The following is a 23856-nucleotide window of genomic DNA, read 5'->3' on the forward strand; positions in this document are numbered from 1 at the left end:
TGCGGATCCGCTGGGAAAGACGAGACGACATCCACGAAGCCTTCCTCGGCCTCGCCACCTGCCTCATCACACACCGCCACGTCCAACGCCTTTGTTAGGACCTCTTAGACACCGCGATATCAGCGGCGCTGACGCCGTGGCGGAAGGCGCGGGCGGTGCACGATCCGGGCAAGATCCTGCTGGACGTGGCCCTGGCGGTCGCGCTGGGCGGGGACTGCCTCGCGGATGTCGCCATGCTGCGGGCCGAGCCCGCCGTGTTTGGGCCGGTGGTCTCCGATCCGACGGTCTCCCGCCTCATCGACACCCTCGCAGCCTCCGGAGAGAAAGCCCTGCGGGCCATCCGTGCCGCGCGGGCTGAAGTTCGCCGACACGTCTGGCGGTTGGCCGACCGGGAAGCGCCTGATGCGGGCGGGACGGTGACCGTCGACCTCGACGGGGTGCTGGTGATCGCGCACTCGGACAAGGAGGACGCCGCACCCACGTGGAAGCGAACCTACGGCCACCACCCGCTGATGGGGTTCGTCGACCACGGACCGGGCGGCACGGGTGAACCGGTCGCGGCCCTGCTCAGGCCGGGAAACGCGGGCTCGAACACGGCCGCCGACCACATCACCGCCGCCCAACTGGCCCTGGCCCAACTGCCGAAGAAGTACCGACGCGGCCGCCGGACCCTGATCCGCACCGACTCCGCGGGGCGGCACCCACGACTTCGTCGCCTGGCTCACCCGGCGGGGACGGTGGCTGTCCTACTCGGTCGGCATGGTGATCACCGAGGCGATCCACCAGCAGGTGCTGAAGGTTCCAGCATCAGCCTGGACGGCGGCCGTCGAGGCGGACGGCGAGATCCGCGACGGCGCCTGGGTCGCCGAACTCACCGGCGACGTTCTGGACGGCTGGCCCAAGGGCATACGGCTGATCGTCAGGAAGGAACGGCCGCACCCCGGGGCCCAGTTGGGGCTCACGGATGCGGACGGCATGCGGCTGACCTGTTTCGCCACCAACACCTCGGGCCGGCCGATCGCCGCACTCGAGCTCCGTCACCGGCTGCGGGCCCGGGCCGAGGACCGCATCCGCGCCGCCCGGACCACCGGCCTGCGCAACCTGCCCCTGCACCACACCGCCCAGAACCGGATCTGGCTGGAGATCGTCCAGATCGCTCTCGACCTGTTGGCCTGGATGCCCATGCTCGCCCTGACCGGCAAGGCCCGTCTCTGGGAACCCCGCCGACTACGGCTCCGCCTGTTCACCGCGGCCGGACAGCTCGTGACCACCGGGCGCCGACGGATCCTCCGCCTCGCCCGCCACTGGCCCTGGACCGGCGAGGTCACAGGCGCCCTCGAACGTCTTGCACTCCTGCCGAACCCCGGCTGACCAGCAGCCTTCCCGCCCCTACGAGGAAGCCAGCACAGACCGGAGCAGTGGAACCCGGCGCCCACCCGACGCGACACTCGGGCCGCCAGCGTGCCCGCCATCAACCATAGAAAGCGAAACGGTCCACCGACTCCGTCGGCGGACCGTCATGCAAGATCGAGGCTAGGTGGGCAGCGCGGCCACGTTTTTACAGGAAAGAGCACCAAGTGGGGGGTGGATGTCCGAGTAGTGCGCTAAAAATCAGTAGGGGACAGAAGGCGCCGGGGGGGACGTGATGTTGCCAATCACCTGTACTGCGATCCGTGGTCGTCGCTGGGTCGCAGCCGTGTGCCGGATACGGAGCCACCGGTGATGGGGCTGCCAGCGGCGAGTGCGCCGTTATTCTTCCATGAGCTGACGCTGGGCTGCGACGCGCTGCCAGGTGAGGTGAAGGAGGAGTTGATCGCCTTCCTCGAAGACGTGGCGCAGGTGCGGCGTGGGCCTTTACACGTGTGCACCGCTTTCAACGCCGTCTACTTCGGATATGACCTTGAGGCTGGCGCCTACAGCACAGGCATCCTTGACCCGGAGGCGTTCACTCTCCTGGGCTCCGATATCCGGAATCCGCTGCCACCGGTGGGTTCATTTGTGCGAATAGAGCGTGGAGCGCACTCATTGTGGGGAGAGGTCTGCGCTTCGTTCGGTGCCTCGCCTGATGTCGAGGAAGACGGATGGACTCCGGGCGCGCTGTCGGGAGCGCCGTTCTCGGGTGGGTCGGAGGTCGCGCACGCGCGTGCGGTAATTGACTGGGACGCTCTTGGAGCGTTGACGTCCGCTGAGCACAAGGAACTTGCCCGAATTCGTAGGTCCCCTGCTGGGGTAGTGGACCGGTGGGGCCACTTGGTGGGGACTGCCGACACGAGCGGTCTGATGTCGGGGCGGGACCACAGCGGGCTGTACCGGCAGTTCCTCGTGGGCCCGGGACAGGGGTTGCTGGCGGCGGGAGCCCTGGGCCCGTTACTCCAGGATTCTACGGACACCGTGGCGGCGGAGCGTGCTCTGCAGGAGTGCTTCAGAACCTTGGAGGAGTTGTTGCGCCAGGCTCCGGGGTTGGCTGTATGGGACCTGTATGCGCAGCCTGTGGACCGGCACCAACAGTTCGCGTCCGGTCCGGTGGCAGCAGAGATGGTGGATCGGTTCACACGACCGGCCCCGGGAGGTTCGCCACGCTACACCGCGGTATGGCCGGTGCTGGCTGGCTGGGAACGCGAAGTAGGTGATGAGCACGCGTTGGAGCTCACCGCGGCGGCGTCGGCAGTGGTTGATGCCAACCTTGCGCTGGCCTTCCAGGCCACCGCAGGCGGTCTGCGCCGCAACGTAGACTTGCGGATCGATGACAGTTGGCAGCAGGGCGGCATCTGGCGGGCTCAAACGCTGCCGGTCGACGAGGTGTTGGCGGACTGCGACCCGTTGACGCCAGCCGGCCTGGGGCATCTGGAGCATCTCCTATCTGGTGCTGCCAAACGCACGGGCAGCTCCAGCCCTAGGCAGACCGACTCTGTGGTGTACGTGGAGCATCTGGACGAAGCACTGCTGGTGGTTTCGGTGGCTCTATCAGAGGCGGACCTGTCGGCCGGGCGACTGCCGTTGCCGGATGCGGTGCCGTCGCTGTTGGGCAAGGGGCCTTTGATGCTGGAGGTACATCACAGCGGCCAACTGTTGGATCGTGATCTTGCCCGACAACAACATACGCAACGAGGGCCCGGTGGGCTGGTATCCGTGAAATGGCCGGATACCTTCTACCCCGGCATCAAAGTCACAGTGGCTGCTGCACGCTCCGGCCGGCAGTTGATAGTCACCACGACGCTCCTACCGGATCCCGTGCGGCTGGGAGACGCTCTCCTGGCCTGGTGCTTCGACCCGGCACTGCTGGCCGAGGCGTGGGGGCTGCTGGATATCCCGCCCCCGCCGTTGGGTCCCGGATCGTCGACGCAGCGGCCGACCGGTGGGGGGCATCGGCCGCCGGTGACGGCACTGGAGGTACTGATCGTGGCGGCATTGTTGCGTGATGGAAGGATCGGTACGGCCCGCTCCCGGTCGTTGGACGGCCAGCAGTTGAGTGCGGCAATGTTCGGCCCAGATGTCGTCACGCCGCCCTTGTTGTGGACGGTGATCCACACCTGCGAGGACATGGCGGTGGCTGGTCTCCTTACCCGCACGATCGTCGCTTACGACGGCGTGCTGCCGGAGGTGTTCACCTGGTGGCCCAACACCGAAGAGGCCCGGGAGGCACAGCGAATCGCCTTGGGCGCCGATACGGCCGTGCGGCAAATACGGCACTGGCGGCGCCCCTGGGAACGGAGGCTGCCGGACGGGCACAACGCCACCCCCGCTGCACGTGCGCGATATGCCCAGTGGCGTATCGAGGTCGACGGCCCTGAAGCTGACACCGAGCTGCCCGAGGGACACACATTTGTACGCGGCCATCGCAGGGGCGAGGGACAGGCCCCTGCGTGGCACCAGCATCTGCAGCGCTGAACTACTGAAAGGAATCCTGTGGCACGCCGCACGCCGCGTACCCCGCATCACACCCTTCCTGAGCCGCAACGCACCCAATACTTGGCCCTAGAGCAGGCCGTCGCAGAACTGCCTAACCCCGTCGGGGATGTGCTGGCACTGGTCACCGAGGAACAGCTCTCCTCAATGCTGGAACGACTCAGCCGTAAGAGCCGCACTGCGGTTCTGCAGGAGTTGCGCACTCCATCGGTCGGGCAACCGAGCATCCACGCGGTGCGGCAGGCGCTGGGAGCGTTGCGGCGCAGCGATGGGGCTCAGCAGACACAGACCATCGGCACGCTCACTCAGCCCACGCTCGACGGTATGCGGGACGGGCTGTCCACCTGGTTGGAACAGGGGTCTGACCAAGGCCTCTCCAGATTGGAAGAGCTGGCTCCGGACCGGACCGTACTGCTGCTTACCGGCCTGGTGCAGTGGAGGTTCACACATCTTGCGGTCCCATTGCTGCACTTGGTGCTGCGCGACCATCCCCTGTCGTCGTGGCCTGCCGAGGATGCCGACGCCATTGTGCGGGCCTGTCAGGCATTCGAGGAAGCCCATCGAAGCCGTCCGATCGACAGCACGCCGTCCGAACCAGTCCCTCGTCCGGTGGAGCCGCCGGTCGATGGCAAGGAACCCGCGGTACCGGATGAATCTGTCAGCACCATCGATCTGAGTACCGCAGCAGCCTGTACGACCCAGGCCGATCGATTGCGTGATGCCTTTGCGTCGGCCGCGCAAGTCGTATCCGAGGCTGCGACCTTGCTGATATCAGGCAGAGTGGTGCCCCCTGAGCTGCTACAACCTGTCGGACAGGTAGGGCAGGTTGTCGATGAGGTGCACGCGGCAGTAGCGCTGGCACTACGCGAGCCCGGACCGTATCCGGAGCAGGACCTTCCGGGCCTGCTGGATGCGCTGGAGACACTGGGAGCTGCGGCTGACCAGGATCACGCACTACGGGCAGTCCTGCAGCGCGTCGCAGCGGCGACCGGCCCAGTGGGGCACCCAGCCATCGCAAAACTTCGTACAACCGCAGAGTCGTTGTTGACCGTAGGCAAGTGGACGCCTCAACAGGTTCAGGAAGCTGAAGGTCTGGCCACGGTCGCGGGACTGTCGTACGCGGTGGAGTCGGACGATGACGATGGTGCCGACGCATTGACCGAACGACTGCGTCAGACACTGCCCCCGGCCATCGCGCCTGTGTTGACCTTGATACTGCGCGGCAAGGCCGTCGTTCCGTCTATTCCCACCAGCGCCGACCCGACAAACGGGAACGATCCAGGAGGCGTGCACGAACCGGCACCACAAGGATCGGCTTCAGTCGAACTCCCGCCCCTCCAGGAACCAGGTGACATCCCGCCCAGCGACAACTCGGAGTCCCCAGACGCTGATGCATCGCTGATCCCAATCCCCCGTCATGGGTTCGACGTCGAGCCAGGAGCTCTGGCGGCTGCTTCGTCCAAGCCCTCAGCGGCAGCGTCGGCGGACCGCACGGTGACCGTCGGGGAATGCACACCAGTGCAACCAGCGGCCCAGACCACGGCAGAACCTGCAGTTACAGAGCCAGATACAGCTGCTAGTCCTCCTACTCCTGCTGCCTCTCCCCTCCTTGCCGATCTGACCGCGCGAGGCCAGCTAGCTCTGGCTCACCACGCCGCTAACGCTCTCGGCCACTTCACCACCGCCTCGGCGCTTCGCTCCCTGGCCCTGGCCGAGGCCATGCGCTCGGACACCGGCGCCTGTGCCCATGAACTACGTGCGGCGGTGACCGATCAGCTGCAACACGGGGTGCCGGACTCCTTGGCCGATCAGCTGATCGTGTTGGCCGCCGCCGTCCGGTCCGGTCTGCTCGCAGGAGATCCCGACAGTGGCGAACTCGCCTTGAAGATCGCTGCGCAGTGGCACAACCTGCCCGGAACCAGCGCGGTCGCTACCGCGATCGGTCATGCGTCCGCCCGGGGACAGTTGTCTGGACGAACCACTCTCAACGTCCTGGCCGCCCGCCCCGAGACTGGTGACGACCTCGCCGTCATCTGCGACACCGCCCGCGCCGAACTGCGCACCGGCCCCAACCTCAGCAACCCGCGGGCAAAGCAATTCGCCGAACAGTGGTGGGCATCCGACGGCAGGATCGGCGCCCTGCTGCACACAGTCGCCGATGACCGACGGGACCTGGCAACCAGCACCCGACAGCAGTTGCGGGACCTGGGGGCACCCGGGGCATTGTCCACCTTCATGGACGCTGACGACAAAGCAGCCCGAGGCACATCCCGCAAACTCAAGAACGCTGCCCGCTCGCGAATCCTGCAGTACGCCGCCAACTCCCTCGACATAGTCCAACAGTGGCTAGTGCTCATCGCCCAGGCCCAACCCCGTGCAACCGACCCTCTCTCGTTCCTGCACGAGGCAATCCAGCCGCACCACCAACGCATGACCGGTGAACTGACCGCCCTGACCGAGACCGACCCAAAGTCCCTCACCGCGGCCGCTGCACGGAGCTGCTTGGCCAGCCTTGAAACAACGGTTCGACTTCTGGCTGGTGGAACTCTCACCGGCACCGAGCCTGAACCGTCCACCGTCCTGAACAGTGACCTGCTGAGGGCCCCCAACTTGGAGCTCAACTCCCGTTTGGTCCCCTCCCGTACCCCGACACTGGACGACGTCGCAGCTGCCGACCGCGCCGACTGGGCCCAGGCGGTGCGCTCGAGTATCGACCGGGAGAACTACGCCATCGCCCGGATCGCTCTGGACGCATTGGAGCAAGCGGACACTACTTCCCCCACACTCACAGACGAACTGCGTGCCACATTGCACACCCGCCGTGCCCATAGTGGCAGCGCGATCAGAACCCTGCACGGCGAACTGACCCGCGATATCGACACCGCTACCCGGCTGGGCCGGGTGCCCGAGCCCGGGCGCGCCCGGATCAGCGCCCGGATGGAAGCCGCGCACAGCGCGCTGGCCGGCGATGCTCTCGGTGCTGTCCGCCGCGAGTGTGAGGCCATTCGCGAGGAACTCACCGTTCTGGGTGCCGAGGCCGCTCGGTCCCTCCAGGAGCGGGCCACGGTGGAGCTCAACGAGGCTGACGCGCCTACCCAACTGACCGACGCTGTGCGACAGCTGATCGTCGAGGGTGACCTCGCGACGGCCGAAGAGTACTTGCTGGCAGCCCGTGAGGGGAACACACCGCCGCGTGCGCAGCACGCCGCGCTGGCCGACTTCGACGCCTTTTTCCCTGCGGTCCCACAAGCCCTGGCCGACGGCATCACCCCCGCGGTGATCACCGCCGTCGAGAACGGCACCACCCTAGGCCCTTTGGACTTCGGCCCCCTGTCCCCCGGGGATCGCAAAATCGCCGTGGCCGCACTGACTGCCTGGCACCACGTTGCCACCCGGTGGGCCCAAGTCCGCACCAACACCTACGTATTGAGCCCGGCACTGCGTCTGGCCGGCATCGAATATGAGCGCGAGGCCGATCCCGGTCTGCCGGTCGCCTCAAACCTGCGCCGGTGGGTCGACCTTCGCGACGTGACGCTGATCGGCAAGGTTCGCCTGCCGGCGTTCGGTACGCAGGCGGACGGCCGGCTGCGGCTACTGATGACATCCGAGGTCACCGATGCAGCCAAGCTCCTCGCCTGGGTCCAGCAAGATCCCAGTTCCATCCCCGTCATGATCGCCTTCATCGGCACAATGTCTCCCACTCAACGCAGAACCCTGGCCGCCGCGTGCGCCGAACATCCCGCCAAACCCGTCCTGGTACTGGACGCTGCTGCTCTGGCCTACCTGGCCTCCCGCGGCAGCGGCCAGTTCACCTTGACTGAACGCATCCTGGCCCCATTCAGCGCCATCAATCCCTACACCCCCGACGCCAACGAAGCCGTGCCGGAGGAGATGTTCTACGGTCGCGCCGAGGAACTGTCCGCCGTCACTGACCAGCACGGTGTCAGTCTCTTGTACGGCGGGCGCAGGCTGGGAAAATCGGCCCTCCTACGGGCCGCTGGTCGCCGCCACGCCCTCACCGAAGGTCATATCGCGCTCTACCTACCGTTGCCCAGCAGCCTGGCTTCAGGCACAGAGGAAATCTGGGACATGATCTCCACCGAGCTGGGTCGGGAAGGGATTGGCCTGGCCCCCGGCCGACGCGCCTCCACTGCGTTTAGGCGTGTCCGGGACGCCGTCACGGCCTGGCTCGATCAAGACCGGACCCGACGGCTGCTGCTCTTACTCGACGAGTGCGACTCCTTCTTCGACGCCGAAGCCGACGCCGGCTTCCCCCAGACCACCCGCCTACGGGACCTGATGAGCGCGACGGAACGCCGCTTCAAACCCGTCTTCGCCGGCCTGCACCAGGTCCAGCGGTTCGCCGGCCTACCCAACCAACCCCTCGCTGAGGCGCACTTCGGCAGAGCCCTGGGCATCGGCCCCCTCTCCCCCGGCCCTGCCTACCGCCTGCTGCAGGAGCCCGCCGAAGTCCTGGGCATCAACTTCGCGCACGACAGCCTCATCCACCGCCTGCTGGCTTACTGCAACTACCACCCAAAACTCCTGCAGGTCGCCGGCGAGGCCCTCGTCAGCGAAGCACTGGCCAGCCGCACACCCGGCGGACCACCCTGGACCATCGACAACGACATCCTCGAACGCGTAATCGGCTCCCCGGACCTGCGACGTCGTATCCGCGACACCGTACGGCTCAACCTCAACCTCGACCCCCGCTACAAGGTCATCGCACTGCTCATCGCACACAACGCCCACACAAACGGCGTCGAACACAGCATGACCACGCGCGCCCTGCGCCAGCAATGCGCCGAATGGTGGCCCGAGAGCTTCACCCACCACACGGCCGACGAGTTCCGTGTCCTGCTGGAAGAGATGGTGGGCCTGGGTATCCTGGCCGGCGAACGTGACGGCTGGCGCCTACGCTCCTCCAACGTCCTGCGGCTTTTGGGTACCCCAGACGCCATTGAGGAAGAACTGCATGCTCACGACCCCAACGACACCTCCACCCGTCTGTCCATCAGCCAGGCGCGGCGTCCGCTTCCCGGCGCCCGTATCAGTCCCCTGACGGAACAGCAGATCGCAGGTCTGGTACGCCGCAATAACGCGCTGCGCATCGTACTCGGCACCGACGCCACCTGCCTCGATGACGTCACCACCGCGTTGGCCGACCAGCAACAACGCACCCCCAGCGAGCTGGCACCCCTGATTCAACCGGCCTCACTCAACGCCTACCGCCAGGCGCTACTCGCAGGCAAGGCTCGCGGCCCTCACCGGCTGATCGTCAGTGACATGCGAGGCTTCAAGCCCGACGCCGTCGATACCGCTCTGCGCGAAGCCATCACACGCCAACCCTCCTCTGGTGTTACCCGCTGCGTCATCGCCCTCATTGACGCCGGGAATCGCGAACACCTAGAGGTCCTGTCCCGATACGCGGAAGAGGACATTCTTGTCCCCCTGCAGCGCGCCACCACCGACGGCATTCGCAGTTGGGTTACCCCCACCGACGTCCTGACCGCCTTCAACGCCCCGGAAGACCGTCGCCGTCTTTTCGCCACGACCGGTGGTTGGCCAATGCTGCTCAATCAAGCCGCCGAGCTGGCCGCCACGAGGCACAGCGCACCGGACATCTGCCGCACCCTGCACGACGCCCTCGCCACACCCGCCGGTGCCAACCAACTTCTGGAAGCAGCCGCCCTCACTGGTCCGGCCTTGCAGGGCATCCTGCACGATTTGTCCGAACTCGACGAGCCCTTGTCCGAAGACGACCTCGTCGACCTCCTCACTTCGGAACACCCCGACGCCGCTGATGCTCTGGCCACCCTGCGCCACCTGTCAGCCCTGACCGAGACACCCGGCACCGACGACTCCGCGCTGGAGGAAACTATCGCTACTGCCTGGCGTGCGCATGGACCACGCTAATACTGCAGCTGTAGATCGTGATCTTGGTCGTGAATGGGACCGCCGCTGAGCGGCCTGCATGCGCTGAGGTGGCCGTCCCGGCAGATCACTTGCCGGGGCGGGCGATGGTGATGTCGATGGCGCCGACGTCTGGCCCCGGCGAGTCCACTGCGATCTTCGCCAAGCTGACCCTGCGCGACCGGGCCCAAGCCGTCGTCCTCGCCTACGAGACAGGACTCGTCTCACCGGGCGAGTCCGCTGACACCGCCAACCCCTGCCTATAGCCTGGCAATTTGGAGATCAAGCACGGACCAGCCAGTTTGGTGTCACATGAGGTGACGACCTTGGCCGGCGCTAGGCTCGGAAACGGCCGCCGTCGAACATGATCAACCGTCAGTTTCCGAAGTCGCGTGCACAGGTGAGCTGGTGACTCGCTGTCACATGCAGGCAGTTGCGAGCGCGCCGAATGGACCGAACTGGCCTGCACTACGGTCGAGTTGTCCGTGGTCGTGTGCGTGCGGGGGGGCTTCCGGATGGCAGCGGAACCGGTGGCCAAGCGCGGGGCAAGGGCACCGCGCACGGCTCCGGACTGGGAAAGACCGCTGAATCGTCGAGCGGACCTTCGCCTGGCTCCACCAGTTCAAACGACTCCGGATTTGCCACGCGATACGCGACGACCTCACCTCGCAGTGCTCCAACTCCCCTGGCAACATCATCTGCTTGAGGCGACTCCAAGCCTCATTCTGAAACGATCAGCTACTGGAGTGCCGCAACTGCCTGGACGTCGGGCCCTGCCCGGCCGGTGCCACGTCGCCATAGCCCAGAAGCATTTTAGAGGCGCCCCAGCGCCACCGTCATCGCGGTCACCGATGCCGCCAACAGACGGGGCCCGGCACGTGGAACTCGTCCACGAAGCACACCACTTCGAGTTGAAATGCTGGGGGGCAGTCAGACGTGGACGAAGGACGTCACGGTCCTCAAGACCGCTCATCGCGCGGGACCGCGTCGGTTCAGTATCCGCAGGGCAGCTGTGCTGCGTGTGACCCGGTTCTCCCCCTCTATTTCACGGCAGGAAGAGGAGTAAGACGGCCGTGTAAAGGCTCACAGCCACGGTGGTGCCATACGCCTCGGGCCACCGGATCGCTTTCTGCTGATCGTTCCGGAATGCGTGCGCGGTTCGCTGAACTCCCAGGAAGATGCACGCCATGGCCAGGAGGAGTCCAGCCCCGACCACGATGTTGACATTCAGCGCGGTCGGCTTGAAGTGAACTTCGAAGACTCGAAGAACCATGGCAGGCACGGGGGGAATCGCCCCCAACATGGCCAGCCGGTAAGCCTGCCGGTAGGCATCCTCGGGTGTCTTGATCCATTGATTGGCCAACCAGGGAGTACGCACGGCGTGGTCTGTGGGACCTGTGCGCCAACTGTCCCCCACCGCAAATGACGTGAAGTATGCGCCCACGATTCCGCCTGCTCCAGTGATCAGGGAAAAGAGCAGTCGGGATTCGGGCACATAGATCGCCGCAAGGACTTCGAAGGCACCGAGAACGGAGACGATCGACACGACCACGGCCACGGCTATGTACATCACTGCTGCTGGCAGGTTTGCGGTTTCATGCTGTTCCGCGCCTATAGCCGCCAAGCCGATCGATCCCGTGAGACTGGCCATCGTGGCGATCACGAGCAGCCCCGTCGCCAAGGTGACGAGTGTTTTATCGCCTGGATTCGGCGAGGTGAAGAGGACCATGACCGTGGGGATGGCAAGGGCCCCGAACGCGCCAACAATCGGCGCGTAGGCAGCAGCCCCTTTGCGCACGTCGTAGTGCCCATCAGGGAGTGGATCAGGGGGTTCTTCACCTGCCATAGGGGAAGACTAGGCGCTCCTGCCGGTGAGAGCGATTGAGAACGTCAACTACGTTACAGACATGGGATATTCCCCGCATCTCGCAGTTCCAGCCGACGAACAGGGCGTTGATGGCCGTGGTGTGCTTGAGTCCCGGCTGCACACCGGTCAGCTGACCCGGTACAGGGCCCGTCCACCCCAGAAATCGACTCTGACAGACCGGGCCTCCCGGTCCGGGACCTTCGCCCGGCAGCCGGTAGCGGTCGACTGTCCCCGTGTCGGCTCGGCGGCAGATCTGCGAGGCTGATAGTTAGGGCAGTCCGATGGGTGCTGCCCTAAGCGGTTGACCGTTGAGTTCCTCGCAGTCAGCGTCGTCCCACCAAAGCTCGCCTTTGGCGGTGAGGTAGGGATGCAGTCCGCGCACGTCACCGCCTTCGTGGAGCACATGGGCGACCGCGTGGAGAAGGCTCGCAAGATCGGGCCAGGAATCGGTGAAGTCGCCGCCACCACTGTGGCCTGCCCAACCGAGGCGGCCCACGTCCGGGCCAGGACGTTGATCGATCACCTGTGCCCCGCCATCGCCGCTCTCGGCCCAGGGAATCCAGAGAGGGTGCCACCACGGCTCGTCGTCCCATGGCCGACAGGTCAGCCCGTCGTTCTCCGCCGCGACATCCATGTAGGTCTGCCAATGGTCCACGATGCCGCTCACCGTGAGCGGTGACTGCTCCGGCAGGAAGGTAGCCCAAGCGCTCACCCCGTCATGGCATTGCAGAGACTCAGCAAGGTCACCGGGCAGCGGGGTGCCGAGAAGCCGCTCCGCCTGCTGGATGTCGTCCCATGCCGCAGGGGGATTGAGCAATGCGAAATCGGACGCCGCGTGTGTCGCCAGCCAGGCGTCGATCCGACTCCAGGATTCCGACGGGGGCAAGATCTGCTCTGCCATAGTGCCATCCTGCCCCACGCTTGCGAGACGACGGATCGGGGCCCTGCCCCGATGAATCGAGGTCAGCCGGTGGCCTGCTGTTCGGCGCGGGCGCTGGTGGTGGCGAGTCGGTAGGAGTCGGTGCCGGTCTCGATGATGTTGCCGCCGAAGGTGAGGCGGTCGACGATGGTCGCGCAGAGGCGGGGGTCGGTGAAGGTCCTGGTCCTTGGAGACGATGGCAACGAACGACGCTGTTCTTCTCCTCGCGGTCGGTCAGGTGGAAGAGGAGTTCAGCGCCGCAGCGGTCGATCACTGCATTGAGTTCGGCGAGCGTCGCGACCTCGGGCACCGGGGCGAGGTGGTTGCGGCGCAACCAGCCGATTTGGCCCTCGACACCGCCCTTCTCCTGGGCGCCGCGAATTCCGGGCTGGCAGTAGAGAGCTTCCAGGCCGTAGTGGGAGCGGAACGCGGTCCAGCGCTCGGCCTCGACGCGATGCCGGGAGAAGCCCAGCATTGGGCGACCGCCGCCCTAAGGTTGTCATACCGGACCTTCCCGGTCGGCACTCCGCCAGCACATTGAGAGCCTGGACGTGGCCCCCGACGAACGCCTCCTGATCTGCCGAGGCGAAGATCCAGTGAACGGCCTTACCCCGGGCAGGACAGCCTGAATGCGAACAAGTAGCACGTCACCAGCTCGCCGGCCAGCCGCACCATCAAGTCGCCGAAGTCGACCTCCGCCTCCGCTCCCGGCTTGTGCTACTGCCGTGTCTGCGCATCGTGGCGGGTGAGGGCCTGCCAGCGCCGTTCGAAGTCGTCGACCTGGTCGGCGATGTAGGTGGTGGTGATGGGCCGGTTGTGCTGCGCAGTGATCCCCTGCGCAGCGCACTCCTGCGCAACGGCATCCAGAGAGGGTGTCGCGCTGCGCACCCGTTCCTCGGCCCACAGGTGGTAGATCCGGAACGGCAGCAGGTAGCGGCGCAGGTTGCTGGCGCTGACCGACTTACCGCCGCGGCCGCGCATCCCCTTCTCATCGGCAAGATAGGCAGACAGCTCCTCAGCCTCCGACGTCGAGGACGAAGGTTCTTCACTGCGCTGCGCCTGGTGCTCCGCCCACGCCAGGTAGTAGCGGTCAACGGTGGTGAGCCCAACGACCTCTTGGGTTGACGGGTCCTCGTGGGGCGCCGGTTCATCGATAGCGGCGCTGACCCGAGGGCCTCGCTGGTCCTTGGCCGCCTGTGCACCTGCACCGACGGAAGCGGACTCGGTCGTCTCTTCGTCGTCCGACGCAAGGTCATCGCGTTGCTGCATACGGGAGTCGTTGGTTGGGCCTCCGGTGTGCGGGTCCGTCTCGGTGAACTCGCGCTGCTGGAAGTCCTCAACGAAGGGCTCCAGATCTGCGCCCGCGAGAGGGCGGCCACCGGGGCCGTCGATCTGGTCCCGTTCGTAGACGTAGGAGGCGAGGGCAGCGGCCTCGGGGTATGCGCCGCGTTCCTGCGCATACGCAAGCCAGGAGGTGTAGAAGTAGTCGTGCCAGGACGGTTCGTCGTCCGCCTGCTGCTCCGCGGCGGCCTGGGGTGTCGGGCCGTAGCGCTGCTTGAGGACTTGGAGCAAGGGCTGCAGTTGAGCGTCGGTGAGAAGCCCGCCAGCGGCGGTGCTGATGCCGTGGTCCTGGAGCCAGTACGCGAACTGGGTGGCCGTGGGCGCGGTCTGGAAGTTCGCGACCCAGGCCTGATAGGCAGCGGCGAACCCCTCGGCCTCGTCCGTCTGCACTACCTCAGGAGCCTGTCCCGCCCCCATGAGCGGGGCTTGATCTGTGGTCCGTGGTGCCTCACCGCTCAGCTCGGCCGGTTCCCCCTCGGCGTCTGGCGCGGGCTCGAGTTCGGGATCCTCAGCGGGTATTGGGGCGGGTGCCCGGTGGACAACGAAGGTGAAGTCGATCGGCGGCTCCACGATGCCGGCGGCAGCGAGACCGGCAGGCGCCGTCTCGGCGAGCGGGACCCCGTAGCGCGCCAACCGCAAGGGCATCAGCGCCTCGACAGGCGCTTTGCGGCGCCAGGCGCGGCCGAACCGGGAACGGAGACTGGCCTGGTAGACCAGCCGCTCCTGCTCCAGCTTGATGACCTGCTCGTAGGAACGCAGTTCCCACAGCTTCATGCGGCGCCACAGCAGGAACGTGGGCAGCGGGGAGAGCAGCCAGCGGGTGAGGCGGACGCCCTCCATGTGCTTGTCGGCGGTGATGTCGGCGATCCGGCCGATCGCATGGCGGGCGGCCTCGACGGAGACCACGAACAGGATGGGAATGACCGCGTGCATGCCCACACCGAGCGGATCCGGCCAGGCGGCCGCGCCGTTGAAGGCGATCGTGGCCGCCGTCAGCAGCCACGCCGTCTGCCGCAGCATCGGGAACGGGATACGGATCCACGTCAGCAACAGATCCAGGGCCAGCAGGACACAGATACCCGCGTCGATTCCGATCGGGAAGACATAACTGAAGTTCCCGAAGCCCTTCTCAAGCGCCAGCTCACGAACGGCCGCGTACGAGCCTGCGAAACCGATACCCGCGATGATCACTGCGCCGCACACAACCACGCCGATCAGTACCCGGTGCGTGCGTGTCAGCTGTAACGGCGCAGCCACCCCTACTCCCCCTTCGATCGCACTAGCGAACATATGACACTCTGTCATGCACAGCCGGGGCGGCGGGAGAGGTTTACGCGCCGTGCAGGACGACGACCGTGCGATGCGGAAGGCCCCACTCAACCACTACGGGGGCAGCAGATGAGTGGGGCCGCTCAAGGGACAAGCTCACAGCGTGGTGTGCCACGTGCCGCGGGCGAGTCGGGTGCGGCCGTCGGGCATGATCCGCACGCGGGCGCCTCGCACCGGTAGTTCACCGTGCTGGAGCCAGTAGGCGCGGATCTCGTCCAGCACGTCCCACAGCCGCCGGGGACCGCCTTGGTGGACGGTCGGCCGCTCGCTGCCGGTAGCGGTGGCGCGGGCCCACGATCCGTCCGCGTGCGCCATGACGGCCGTACGCCGGTCCCCCGCCTGGCGGTAGGCGTGCTCGATGCCCGGCGCGGTGATGCCCAGCATGGAATCGAGGTCCCACGCGTTCGCCACGTCCACGACCGGGTAAGGGCCGATCGTCACCTGCTCCCCGTCCTGATCGTGCGCGGCAGCGAGCAGCGCGGACAGGGCGGGCGGATAGTCCTCGCCGTGCCGGGCGTGCATGAACCCGGCCCGGTCCCACTCCACCCGGCCCACGGCGCCGCCGTCAGCGGCCTTGTTCGCGGTGACCAGCAGCGAGGTGCCCGCGATGGTGGCCACCAGCCGTCCATCGGGGCTGAGGACGGTCAGCCAGCTCGCTGGGATGCTGCGCACGGCAACCGTGGCCACGATGCGATCAAACTGCCCGGCATCGGCGGGCAGCGGGCCGGTCGCATCGACCGTTTCGACGGTGGGGTGCAGCCCGATCGCATCGAGGCGTTCGCGGGCGACCTGCACCAGGTAGCCGTCGATGTCCACGCTCGTGACCGCCTGGGAGTCGAGCCGGTGTGCGGCGAGCGCCGTGCCGTAGCCGCTTCCCGTCCCGACATCGAGGAGCGTTGCGCCGTCATCGATCCGGGCGTGCTGGAACATGGTGACCACCAGGCTGGGCAGGGTGGCCGAGGACGTCGGCCTACCCGTGGGATGCTCGTCGGCCTTGGCACGGTCGGCGTGTAGCGGTCCGATACGGGTGATGAGCGAGCGGTCACGGTAGGCCGCGCTCAGCCACTCCTGGTCGCTGACCGGTTCGCGCAGCGTCCACTGTCCGTCGTCGCTCTCCCACCACTTGGGGACGAAGAGGTGGCGCGGCGTTCGGGCGAGGGGGCCCCGCCACCGGGACGAACGGTGTGTGACGCTGTCGGCCAGGGCTGCGGCGGCGGTTTCCCAAATCACGCAGTCCCTCCGAGGCCAGCAGCGGGGGCGGGCGCGATGTCGTCGTAGGCAGGATTGCACGCCTCGGTGCTGGCTGGGTCGCAGTCGCCGGAGTCATCCGGAGTGCAGGCGCCCCGCGGGAGGGGAACGCCATCGGTCAGCTGCCGCCACCGGTCGCTGTGCAAGATGGTCGCCAGGCGCTGGGCGCGCACGTTCCCGGCGACCAGGAACCGTGACAGGATGCAGCCGGAGACCTGGCCGTCGGGGTCGACGGACACCCGGTGGCGAAAACAGTTCCCGCACAGCTCGCCCGTGCTCGGCAGGGCTATCCGCGGGTCGGCCGCGCGGCCCACCTTGCGGACCCGGTCGACCTTGATGGCCGTCACCCCCATCAGGCGCAGTTCCTCCTGGGCCTGGGCGACGCGCTGGCCTTCCAGGACCTCGACGATGCCCACGCGCAAGGGGATACCGCGGCGCACGGCCTCGGCGATGTTGGCGCGGGTCCGCCTATAACTGCCCGGCCCACGGGTGATCTGCTCGTGCTGGCCGGCCTGGTCGCTGTAGTAGCTGGTGGCCAGGCACACGCCGGGCCGCTGCAACGCAGCCCACAGGCCCGGCCTCACATGCGTCAGGTTGGAGTACACCTCCACCCGCAGGCCCACGGCGAGGGCGTGATCGATGTACTGGGGCAGGTAGGGCGTGAGCGTCGGCTCGCCGCCGATGAACTGCACGGCAGGGATGGCGAGGTCGGCGATGTCCGCGATTAGCTGCTGCCAGTCCTGGCGGGTCATCGCGCCAGCGGAGGCCTTCGGTCCGGAGCTGGTGCAGCAGTGACCGCATGTCAGCTGGCACCGGCCGGTGAGCTCCAGTTCGACCGAGCGAATGCCGGCTCGGTGGTGTGAGGGGATAACGCCGTCGTCAACGGAAGCCTCCGGTTGATGGGCTGGAGCATGGGGCCCGCCCCGGGCGCTCGACCTGTCCAGGGTTGCCAGGAACCCGGGGCGGGAGATGTGGGACCCGTCCCGCCGCAGGCCTGCGGCCTTGCGGCAGGGCGGGCGCATACGAGGTGTGCCCCTGACCCTGCACTCATCGGCCGGCCCCGCCTGGAGGGCGGGGCGGGGCGGGGCGGCGGGGCTCATCGGCTGCGCCGGATGATGTGAGTGCAGCAGGTGTGGATGCGGCCGGACAGCGCCGCGCCGCCGGAGGGACTGAGCACGTCGTACGACATCGACTCGTCGCCGCCGACGATCGGCTCATCGCACGCCAGGCACATCGTCACACCGGTGAGGGCGGCGTGGTGGTCGCACAAAGCTACTTTCGGGAAGGCCACCAACGATTAGGCAGAGATGGGCGCGACGGTGGCCCATTCCCTGTCGAGCATGGAGTGCACGACAGAGTCCCGCCATTGCCCGGCCTTCAGGATGTGCTCCCGAATCGTGCCTTCTTCCGTCATGCCCGCAGCAGCCATCGTCCTTGCCGATGCCGCGTTGAGCGGGGACCTCGCCCCCCAGATTCGATGCAAGCCGAGTTCGTCGAACCCGAAGCCGAGGAGCAGCTTCACGGTTTCGAGGCCGTACCCGCTCCCCCACACATCCGGGCGCAGCGCGAAGCCGAAGGTGGCTCCGCGCTGCTGGTGTGGGTCGAGCGCGACCCGGCCGAAGCCGATCGGGTCCTCGGTTGCACGCTCAACTACGATGAGGGCGTACTCGGTTCGCGGTTCTGCTGCGGCGGAGGCGACAGACCTGGCGACGATCTCGGCGACCTGTGCGCGGGTGCGGGGCTCGAAGGACAAGTGCTCCGTTGCCTCTTGGCTGCCATAGATCGCAAACACTGCGTCGACGTCCTCGACCGTGACCTCTCGGAGGACGAGTCGCTGGCTGGACCGTTTGACCGGGTACATGACGCGGACTCTACTCACGCGGTAGAGCGTCACGACTTCCGGGGAAATCGCCGAGCGGCTGGTCGCAGAGAACCAGAGGTGGAACCGGGTGCACCGCGGCCACCGGGCGCGCATCGAGGTCCCCCCGACCGGAACACCCGACGAAGTGCCCGCAGGCCGGGTCTCACGGATCACGATCTCCCGTCCGTGACATCACCGGCTCTGCGACCAGGTGCGCAGCGCATCCACCCCTTTTCCGCACCGAGCGATTACAGATCTTCTGGAAAGGCGAGGCCCGGATCATGACGGTCCGGGCTTCACCCGTGCCCGGAAGCACACAGAGCTACCAGCGAGCCCCAACCTCCCCCAAACGCTTGCTCGGAGCCCACAATCGAGGATTACACACTTGTTTCGCCGATCGTTACATCCAATTTTACGGCCAGCCAGTGAAGTGCAGCCGCAGGGGCAGGCCAGTCATCTGACCGGAGCACCAATACGAGGTTCTCATTGAGGGCTCCCGCCTGGTCTGACGCGAAAGGCCCGCCCCTGCGCTCCTTCACAGACGGGCGGGATTGTTCACGGGCGCAGTCTCTTGACCATGACCGCGCAGGTGGGGAGTCAGCAAATGGTTGCTGTTCGCCCACCTTTTGGTAGCCCCAGGTCTCGTAGAGGTGCTGCACCTTTGGGCGGGTCACGTCAACGAGGAGCACGGCGAGGTCCTCGCTGCGCTCCTTGAGTAGTGCCTCGTGCAGGCGATCTGCAATGCCCTGCTTTTCGCCATCGTGGGCGCACCATGACTTCCGAGACGGCGTAGGTGGCGGTGCACCTGTTGTTCGGCTCGAATTCTGTGGAGCGCCACCACTCACGACCCGGCTGGAGTGGGGCGCCGTACGCGAAGCCGGTCGGCTCATCCCCGTCGAAGGCTACGACGCAGGTGAAGCCGTGCATTGCGGACCAGTGATCGACGAACCATGGAAATCGCTGGTTGAATTCGTTGTCCATCGCATCGGCGTAGGCGTCAGCGTGTACGTCGATAAGCATCTGCCTGAAGCCCTCGGGAAGACCTCCCTGTCCGTAATGACGTAGGTCGATCACGTTTGTCACGCTCGACTCCATTTTTCTCGCCTCCGGTCTGCCCAGTCATGGGCGTACGTCGAAGACGGCGCCAGCCGGAACAGAGCGTTCAGTAGCTGTTTCTAATGCAGCGACGACACGTCGAATACGCGCTGTAGTCGAGTGCGGCTCGGCGACCCCGCGGTGCGGTAGGGGGTGAGCTGCGGCTTCAGCGATGGCCGTCGCGAGAAATGAGGGCGTCCAGCAGCTCCTGGAACGGGGACGTGTGCCTCTGCTGGGTGGCGGAGGGTCCGTCCAGGCAGAGGATGTAGCGCGTGCGCCATCCGTCGCGTTCGCGGCGCATGTAGCCAGTTCGTTCGAGGTCGGAGACCTGTGCGCGGGCGCGGGGCTCGCAGCACAAGTGCTCCGTTGCCTCTTGGCTGCCGGAGATCGCAAACATTTCATCGACGTCCTCGACCGTGACCCCCTCGGAGGACCTGGAGGGTTCACCGAAACGGGAGGCTATCCACCACTCGGAGGAGGCCCTCACAGTTCCTACTTATACCCGGCGTCAGTCGTCTATCGGCTCGGCCATATGCGCCTGAGCGATGGAGTCGATCCGTCGTGCGAGATCGAAGTCTGCCTTGGTCAGCTTATGCCCGGCGTCGTGTGTGGTGATCGAGAACCGCACTTTCCCCCACCGCAAGTCGATGTCCGCGTGATGACTGATCAGCCGCTCTATATCGGCAACGTGCACGATCATCGCCACGCCGCCGTGATATCGGATCCCGAACGTACGCGTGATCTCGTCTCCCTCACGCCGCCAGCCCGGTAGATCCCGCAAAGCCGCCTGGATCGCGTCCTCCGTCAGCGGCACCAGAGCATCAGCCACAGGTCAGATCCCCTCCATCGCAGGCGCCAGCACCTCCATCAGGTTCCGGCCGACCGGAGCATCCTGCCACGGGCGCATCGCCCTCTGAAGCGTGGCCAACTCCCTCCGCATGCGGGCTGATCGCGTCTCGACGGCAATGTCCGCCATACTGCGAGCGAGCTCCAGGGCCTGGTCCGGCTCGCCTGCGCCAGCAGCTGCTGTAGCGTGGCGCGCCAGGTACACGCCGCGGTCACGGCGCGCAGTCGCAGGAACAATCTGCAGAACCTGGTCCCACAATGTGACCGCCTCTGAGCCGAGACCAAGGCGCCCGTAACAGGTGGCCCGTTGAATCTCCAGATATCCAGGCGTGCGCCTGCAGGCGTTCCCCCAGGGCAGGTCGTCATCGACGCGGTCCAGTAGTCGGCCGGCCTGATTGATGAGCGCGTCGACCGCGCCGCGGTCACCGTTCAGGCTCTCGCCATGGGCCTGCTGTTGCATGGCCATGATGCGTACCTTGGGGACCAGCCGCCTGGAGTCTTCGAGTGCTGCCTGGCACAGGTCGACGACGGCGTGGCCGTCGCCGAGGTCTGTGCGCACCTGCGCCTGGTTCACCAAGGAGTAGCCGATCAGGTGCGGATCCCGGGATCGCATGGCGATTTCTTGCGTTACGCCGCGCCAGAAACTGGCGCCGTCCATGTCCCCAGCGTCCTGGTAAAGCCAGCCGACGAGCGCGGCGTACGCCGCACCTACTCGCAGAAGGCCACGACGCGTCTCTCCTTTGGCGGAACGCACCAGCTTGTCAATCAGCTGATACTGCGCCGAGACGGTTCCGATCAGGTCGTGCGGGCCCAGAAACATGTCTGCCCTGTAGTGGCCCTCCAATTGCGTCTGGAAGTAGTCAATCAGGGCAGGGTCGACGTGCTGTGGTGCTACTGGTCCAGCAACAAGCGCGGCAGCAGTGACGGAGACGAAGACGCGGCGTTTCACCTGCTCCTCTTCGTGGTGCTCGGCGCGGATCCATCCTGGTGGCGATGTGAACCCCAGGTCCTCAGGCCACTGGCCGAGCGCGTCATGAATTACTATCGCTGTCTCCTCTGACGGCCAGCCCGGACGCTGGCCTTCCCACCGCCGCCACGTTCGGGCCGACACGGTGAACTGTCGGTCGTCAAGCAGCTCCTGGCCGTGCTCAGTAAGCCGGGCGGCGGCCTGCTCGATCGTCCGCCAGCCGATGCGGAGCCGGGCGGCTCGTAGGGCGTCATTGCGGCTCATGGCATCAGTGTGAGGTGTCATCGCGCCTGATTCCGGACATGGCCGCCACGTGGCCGTGCATGGCCGCGGGACGACCTATTCTCTCGTCGCAGTGCCCATCCATCATCCATATGTGATTACGGGACGTACACGGATTACGGCACCATGCCGCCTGCTCTACCGCTTCACCCTGGGGGTGCGAGCATGACGTGCGATGGCAACCGCCGGGCTGCGGAGCCCATCAAGGCCCATTTGGGCCTGCTCGTGCACGCCTCCAGCAACCGCCAACAGGATTCAGCACGGGCGGAAGCTGTCTCCTCCACCTGCCAGGACAGCGCGCTCGCCGTAAAGATGTGGCTCCTGCTGACCGCAGACAGCAGCGGGCGGGCGTACCAAGAGCGGCGTACAGGCAAAATCGCACTTCTCCGCTGCGGCGGGAGTCGGATGTCCGGCGTCGCTGGCCGGCCTACCAGCTGTTGTGCGGGACCGCGTCGAGCAACTGGGGCCGTGCTGACGCCTCATTGCGGTAGCCACGGTTGCTCATCACGGTGTTACTGGTGTCTCGACGCTGAACTCGTAGGCGACCTCCCAGCGGTTGGCGGGAACGACGATGTCCGCGGTCTCCACCGGGCGACCCGTGTTGTCGTAGTAGGTCCGTTCGATGATCAGAACCTGATCACCAACGCTGATGCCCAGGAGGTTGGCCTGTTCCTGGGTGGCGCGGCTGGGGCGTGGGATTTCGAGGGCGCGGGTGATGTGCACCCCGATGGAGTGCATGCGTTCGACAACGCCCTGGCCGGCGAGGGGACCCATTTCGGGGAGCAGGATGGGCGTGTCGGCGGTGATGGTCATGGGTTCCCAGCTCGTGGAGAGCTGGGTGGGTTGGCCGTCGGCGAGGAACTCGTAGTGGGTGCGCACGCACAGCTCGCCAGCTTCGATGCCGAGGCGGTGGGCGATGTCGTCGAGTGCGGGAACACGGGCCTGGCTGTTGGCTTCCCAGGTGGCAGTGCGGCCCAGGTCGGCCATGTCGGCGCGGAAGGGGCTGGTGCCGCGGCGTTCGCGGTGACGGGATCGGATCATGCGGCGGCGTTCGCGGGGCTCAGTGGCGTAGGTGCCCGATCCGGCACGGCCTTCGAGGAGCCCTTCGGAGATCAGACGTTCCTGTGCCTTTTGCAGAACGTTGGTGCCCACTCCGTACTCGCGGGCGAGTTGGGCGCGGGAGGGCAGTTTGGCGCCGGCGGGCCATTCGCCGTCGCTGAGTCTGCGGCGTAGGTCGTTTGCGACGACCTGGTACGGGGGTGGTGCGTCGTGGCCCATGCGCGGACTCCGTACTGGTCGGGGCTGCTCAACTGCCGTTTTTCTGCTCTCGATTGACAATTTAATGCATCAGGTTCAATCTAATGCATTAGAAGTACGGTAAGTGACCGACTGGGTACGGGAGGATCCGTGAGCTCGCCGAAGACCAGGGCAATCGCGATCGCCTCCCTCCTCAGCACGGCCCACCCTGCCGTCACCGGACCCGACGCACCAAACCCGGTCCACATGGAGGAGGCCGACAGCCAGATCCGGGTGTGGACCCAACTACCGCCCGCCCTGAGCGAAGTCACCCGGTTAGAGATCCTCGACTTCCTCACCGCCAACGCCGACCGCTTCGGACACAACGTCCGCAGCAACGGCCCCTCGCTGCTGTGGGCGGAAGTCCACCAGCACCCCGGATCCAAGCCCGCAGCCAGTGAACCGGAGGATGCTCCGTGATCCCGCCCGCACGCACCCGCACCGGCCCCCTCGCCTGGCGCCCCCTCACCACCGCGACACCCCTGTACCGGCGCGCCACGGCGAACCCCCACTACGAGGGATATCGGGCGATCTCCCGGAGCCTGCCGGGGCGCAGCCCGCGCTCGGCGGGCTTTGCCCGTGCCCATGTGGCCGACGTGTGCCAGGTCTGGCAGCTCGGCGAGGACGTCACCGGTGTTCTCGCCGTGATCACCAGCGAGCTGGTCACCAATGCCGTCATGCATGCCCGCGGCCCGCGCATCACCGTCGACGTGATGCTGTCGCGACGGCATGTGTGGGTGAGCGTCATCGACCAGGGCAGCCCCCGCGCCCCCATCGCCGCGCGCGTGGCGGGTGAGGGTGCCGAGGACGGGCGCGGGCTCCTTCTCGTCGACGCTCTCGCCACCCGCTGGCATGCGGCCACCCGCGCGTCAGGCAGCCGGGTCTGGGCCTGCGTCCGGCTCGCCCCCGGAGACAGGGCGCCGCATCGCGCTTCACTGCGCTGACCCTTCCCCCCTTATTTTCCCGGAGTCTTTGATGTTGTCCTC

Annotated in this window: 14 protein-coding genes and 6 pseudogenes; 7 read left to right on the forward strand and 13 right to left on the reverse strand. The window is 66.6% G+C overall.

What is annotated here, in order from left to right; genetic code table 11:
• The 5 genes and pseudogenes from ACZ56U_RS38590 to ACZ56U_RS38610 all read left to right on the forward strand — a co-directional run.
• A pseudogene (locus ACZ56U_RS38590) lies at nt 1–98 on the forward strand (IS5/IS1182 family transposase); the annotation flags it as partial.
• A gap of 6 nt (nt 99–104) precedes the next feature.
• Nucleotides 105–1371: pseudogene (locus tag ACZ56U_RS38595) on the forward strand (IS1380 family transposase); the annotation flags it as partial.
• Nucleotides 1372–1722: 351 nt separating this feature from the next.
• Complete coding sequence (locus ACZ56U_RS38600; RefSeq protein ID WP_469088610.1) at nt 1723–3888, forward strand: hypothetical protein; 2166 nt, start codon at nt 1723–1725, stop codon at nt 3886–3888.
• Nucleotides 3889–3906: 18 nt separating this feature from the next.
• Entirely contained in the window at nt 3907–9822 is a 5916-nt protein-coding gene (locus ACZ56U_RS38605; RefSeq protein WP_469088611.1) for an ATP-binding protein, read from the forward strand.
• A gap of 152 nt (nt 9823–9974) precedes the next feature.
• Nucleotides 9975–10085 (forward strand): annotated as a pseudogene (locus tag ACZ56U_RS38610) (DNA-binding response regulator); the annotation flags it as partial.
• Between the two features lie 779 nt (nt 10086–10864).
• Here the strand turns inward: ACZ56U_RS38610 and ACZ56U_RS38615 are convergent.
• The 13 genes and pseudogenes from ACZ56U_RS38615 to ACZ56U_RS38675 all read right to left on the reverse strand — a co-directional run bounded on the left by ACZ56U_RS38615 (nt 10865) and on the right by ACZ56U_RS38675 (nt 22852).
• Entirely contained in the window at nt 10865–11665 is an 801-nt protein-coding gene (locus ACZ56U_RS38615) for a hypothetical protein (protein WP_469088612.1), read from the reverse strand.
• Nucleotides 11666–11954: 289 nt separating this feature from the next.
• Entirely contained in the window at nt 11955–12587 is a 633-nt protein-coding gene (locus ACZ56U_RS38620) for an SMI1/KNR4 family protein (protein WP_469088613.1), read from the reverse strand.
• A gap of 62 nt (nt 12588–12649) precedes the next feature.
• A pseudogene (locus tag ACZ56U_RS38625) lies at nt 12650–12876 on the reverse strand (ATP-binding protein); the annotation flags it as partial.
• Between the two features lie 1640 nt (nt 12877–14516).
• Nucleotides 14517–15203: pseudogene (locus ACZ56U_RS38630) on the reverse strand (DUF2637 domain-containing protein); the annotation flags it as partial.
• Between the two features lie 168 nt (nt 15204–15371).
• Nucleotides 15372–16505, reverse strand: coding sequence for a methyltransferase domain-containing protein (locus tag ACZ56U_RS38635; RefSeq protein ID WP_469088614.1), 1134 nt, complete (start codon nt 16503–16505; stop codon nt 15372–15374).
• Nucleotides 16502–17392, reverse strand: a complete 891-nt coding sequence (locus tag ACZ56U_RS38640) for a radical SAM/SPASM domain-containing protein (protein ID WP_469088651.1) — start codon at nt 17390–17392, stop codon at nt 16502–16504. Before ACZ56U_RS38640 ends, ACZ56U_RS38635 begins: the two co-directional genes overlap by 4 nt.
• Before the next feature lie 227 nt (nt 17393–17619).
• Nucleotides 17620–17793: a hypothetical protein gene (locus ACZ56U_RS38645; protein WP_469088615.1), complete on the reverse strand. Its 174-nt coding sequence runs from the start codon at nt 17791–17793 to the stop codon at nt 17620–17622.
• A gap of 27 nt (nt 17794–17820) precedes the next feature.
• Nucleotides 17821–18384 (reverse strand): GNAT family N-acetyltransferase, encoded by a 564-nt coding sequence (locus ACZ56U_RS38650; RefSeq protein WP_469088616.1) that lies wholly within the window; start codon nt 18382–18384, stop codon nt 17821–17823.
• Nucleotides 18385–18939: 555 nt separating this feature from the next.
• Nucleotides 18940–19479, reverse strand: a pseudogene (locus ACZ56U_RS38655) (GNAT family N-acetyltransferase).
• A 166-nt stretch (nt 19480–19645) separates the two neighbouring features.
• Nucleotides 19646–19780, reverse strand: a complete 135-nt coding sequence (locus tag ACZ56U_RS38660; protein WP_469088617.1) for a hypothetical protein — start codon at nt 19778–19780, stop codon at nt 19646–19648.
• A 207-nt stretch (nt 19781–19987) separates the two neighbouring features.
• Complete coding sequence (locus ACZ56U_RS38665; protein WP_469088618.1) at nt 19988–20308, reverse strand: 4a-hydroxytetrahydrobiopterin dehydratase; 321 nt, start codon at nt 20306–20308, stop codon at nt 19988–19990.
• Between the two features lie 3 nt (nt 20309–20311).
• Nucleotides 20312–21556: a Twin-arginine translocation pathway signal gene (locus ACZ56U_RS38670; protein ID WP_469088619.1), complete on the reverse strand. Its 1245-nt coding sequence runs from the start codon at nt 21554–21556 to the stop codon at nt 20312–20314.
• Nucleotides 21557–22078: 522 nt separating this feature from the next.
• Entirely contained in the window at nt 22079–22852 is a 774-nt protein-coding gene (locus ACZ56U_RS38675) for a GntR family transcriptional regulator (protein WP_469088620.1), read from the reverse strand.
• Nucleotides 22853–22981: 129 nt separating this feature from the next.
• On the opposite strand from ACZ56U_RS38675, the gene ACZ56U_RS38680 reads away from it, so the two are divergent.
• Complete coding sequence (locus tag ACZ56U_RS38680; protein WP_469088621.1) at nt 22982–23290, forward strand: hypothetical protein; 309 nt, start codon at nt 22982–22984, stop codon at nt 23288–23290.
• The gene (locus ACZ56U_RS38685) at nt 23287–23814 is read left to right on the forward strand and encodes an ATP-binding protein (RefSeq protein ID WP_469088622.1); all 528 of its coding nucleotides are present in this window, start codon (nt 23287–23289) and stop codon (nt 23812–23814) included. The genes ACZ56U_RS38680 and ACZ56U_RS38685 overlap by 4 nt, the downstream gene beginning before the upstream one ends.
• Nucleotides 23815–23856 lie beyond the last annotated feature (42 nt).

This window comes from Streptomyces sp. NPDC034103 (assembly GCF_055575395.1).

Coding starts and splice junctions, on each gene's coding strand:
- ACZ56U_RS38600 (WP_469088610.1), top strand. CDS start 1,723: ATGGGGCTGCCAGCGGCGAGTGCGCCGTTATTCTTCCATGAGCTGACG.
- ACZ56U_RS38615 (WP_469088612.1), bottom strand. CDS start 11,665: ATGGCAGGTGAAGAACCCCCTGATCCACTCCCTGATGGGCACTACGAC.
- ACZ56U_RS38620 (WP_469088613.1), bottom strand. CDS start 12,587: ATGGCAGAGCAGATCTTGCCCCCGTCGGAATCCTGGAGTCGGATCGAC.
- ACZ56U_RS38650 (WP_469088616.1), bottom strand. CDS start 18,384: ATGTACCCGGTCAAACGGTCCAGCCAGCGACTCGTCCTCCGAGAGGTC.
- ACZ56U_RS38660 (WP_469088617.1), bottom strand. CDS start 19,780: ATGCGCCGCGAACGCGACGGATGGCGCACGCGCTACATCCTCTGCCTG.
- ACZ56U_RS38670 (WP_469088619.1), bottom strand. CDS start 21,556: ATGAGCCGCAATGACGCCCTACGAGCCGCCCGGCTCCGCATCGGCTGG.
- ACZ56U_RS38675 (WP_469088620.1), bottom strand. CDS start 22,852: ATGGGCCACGACGCACCACCCCCGTACCAGGTCGTCGCAAACGACCTA.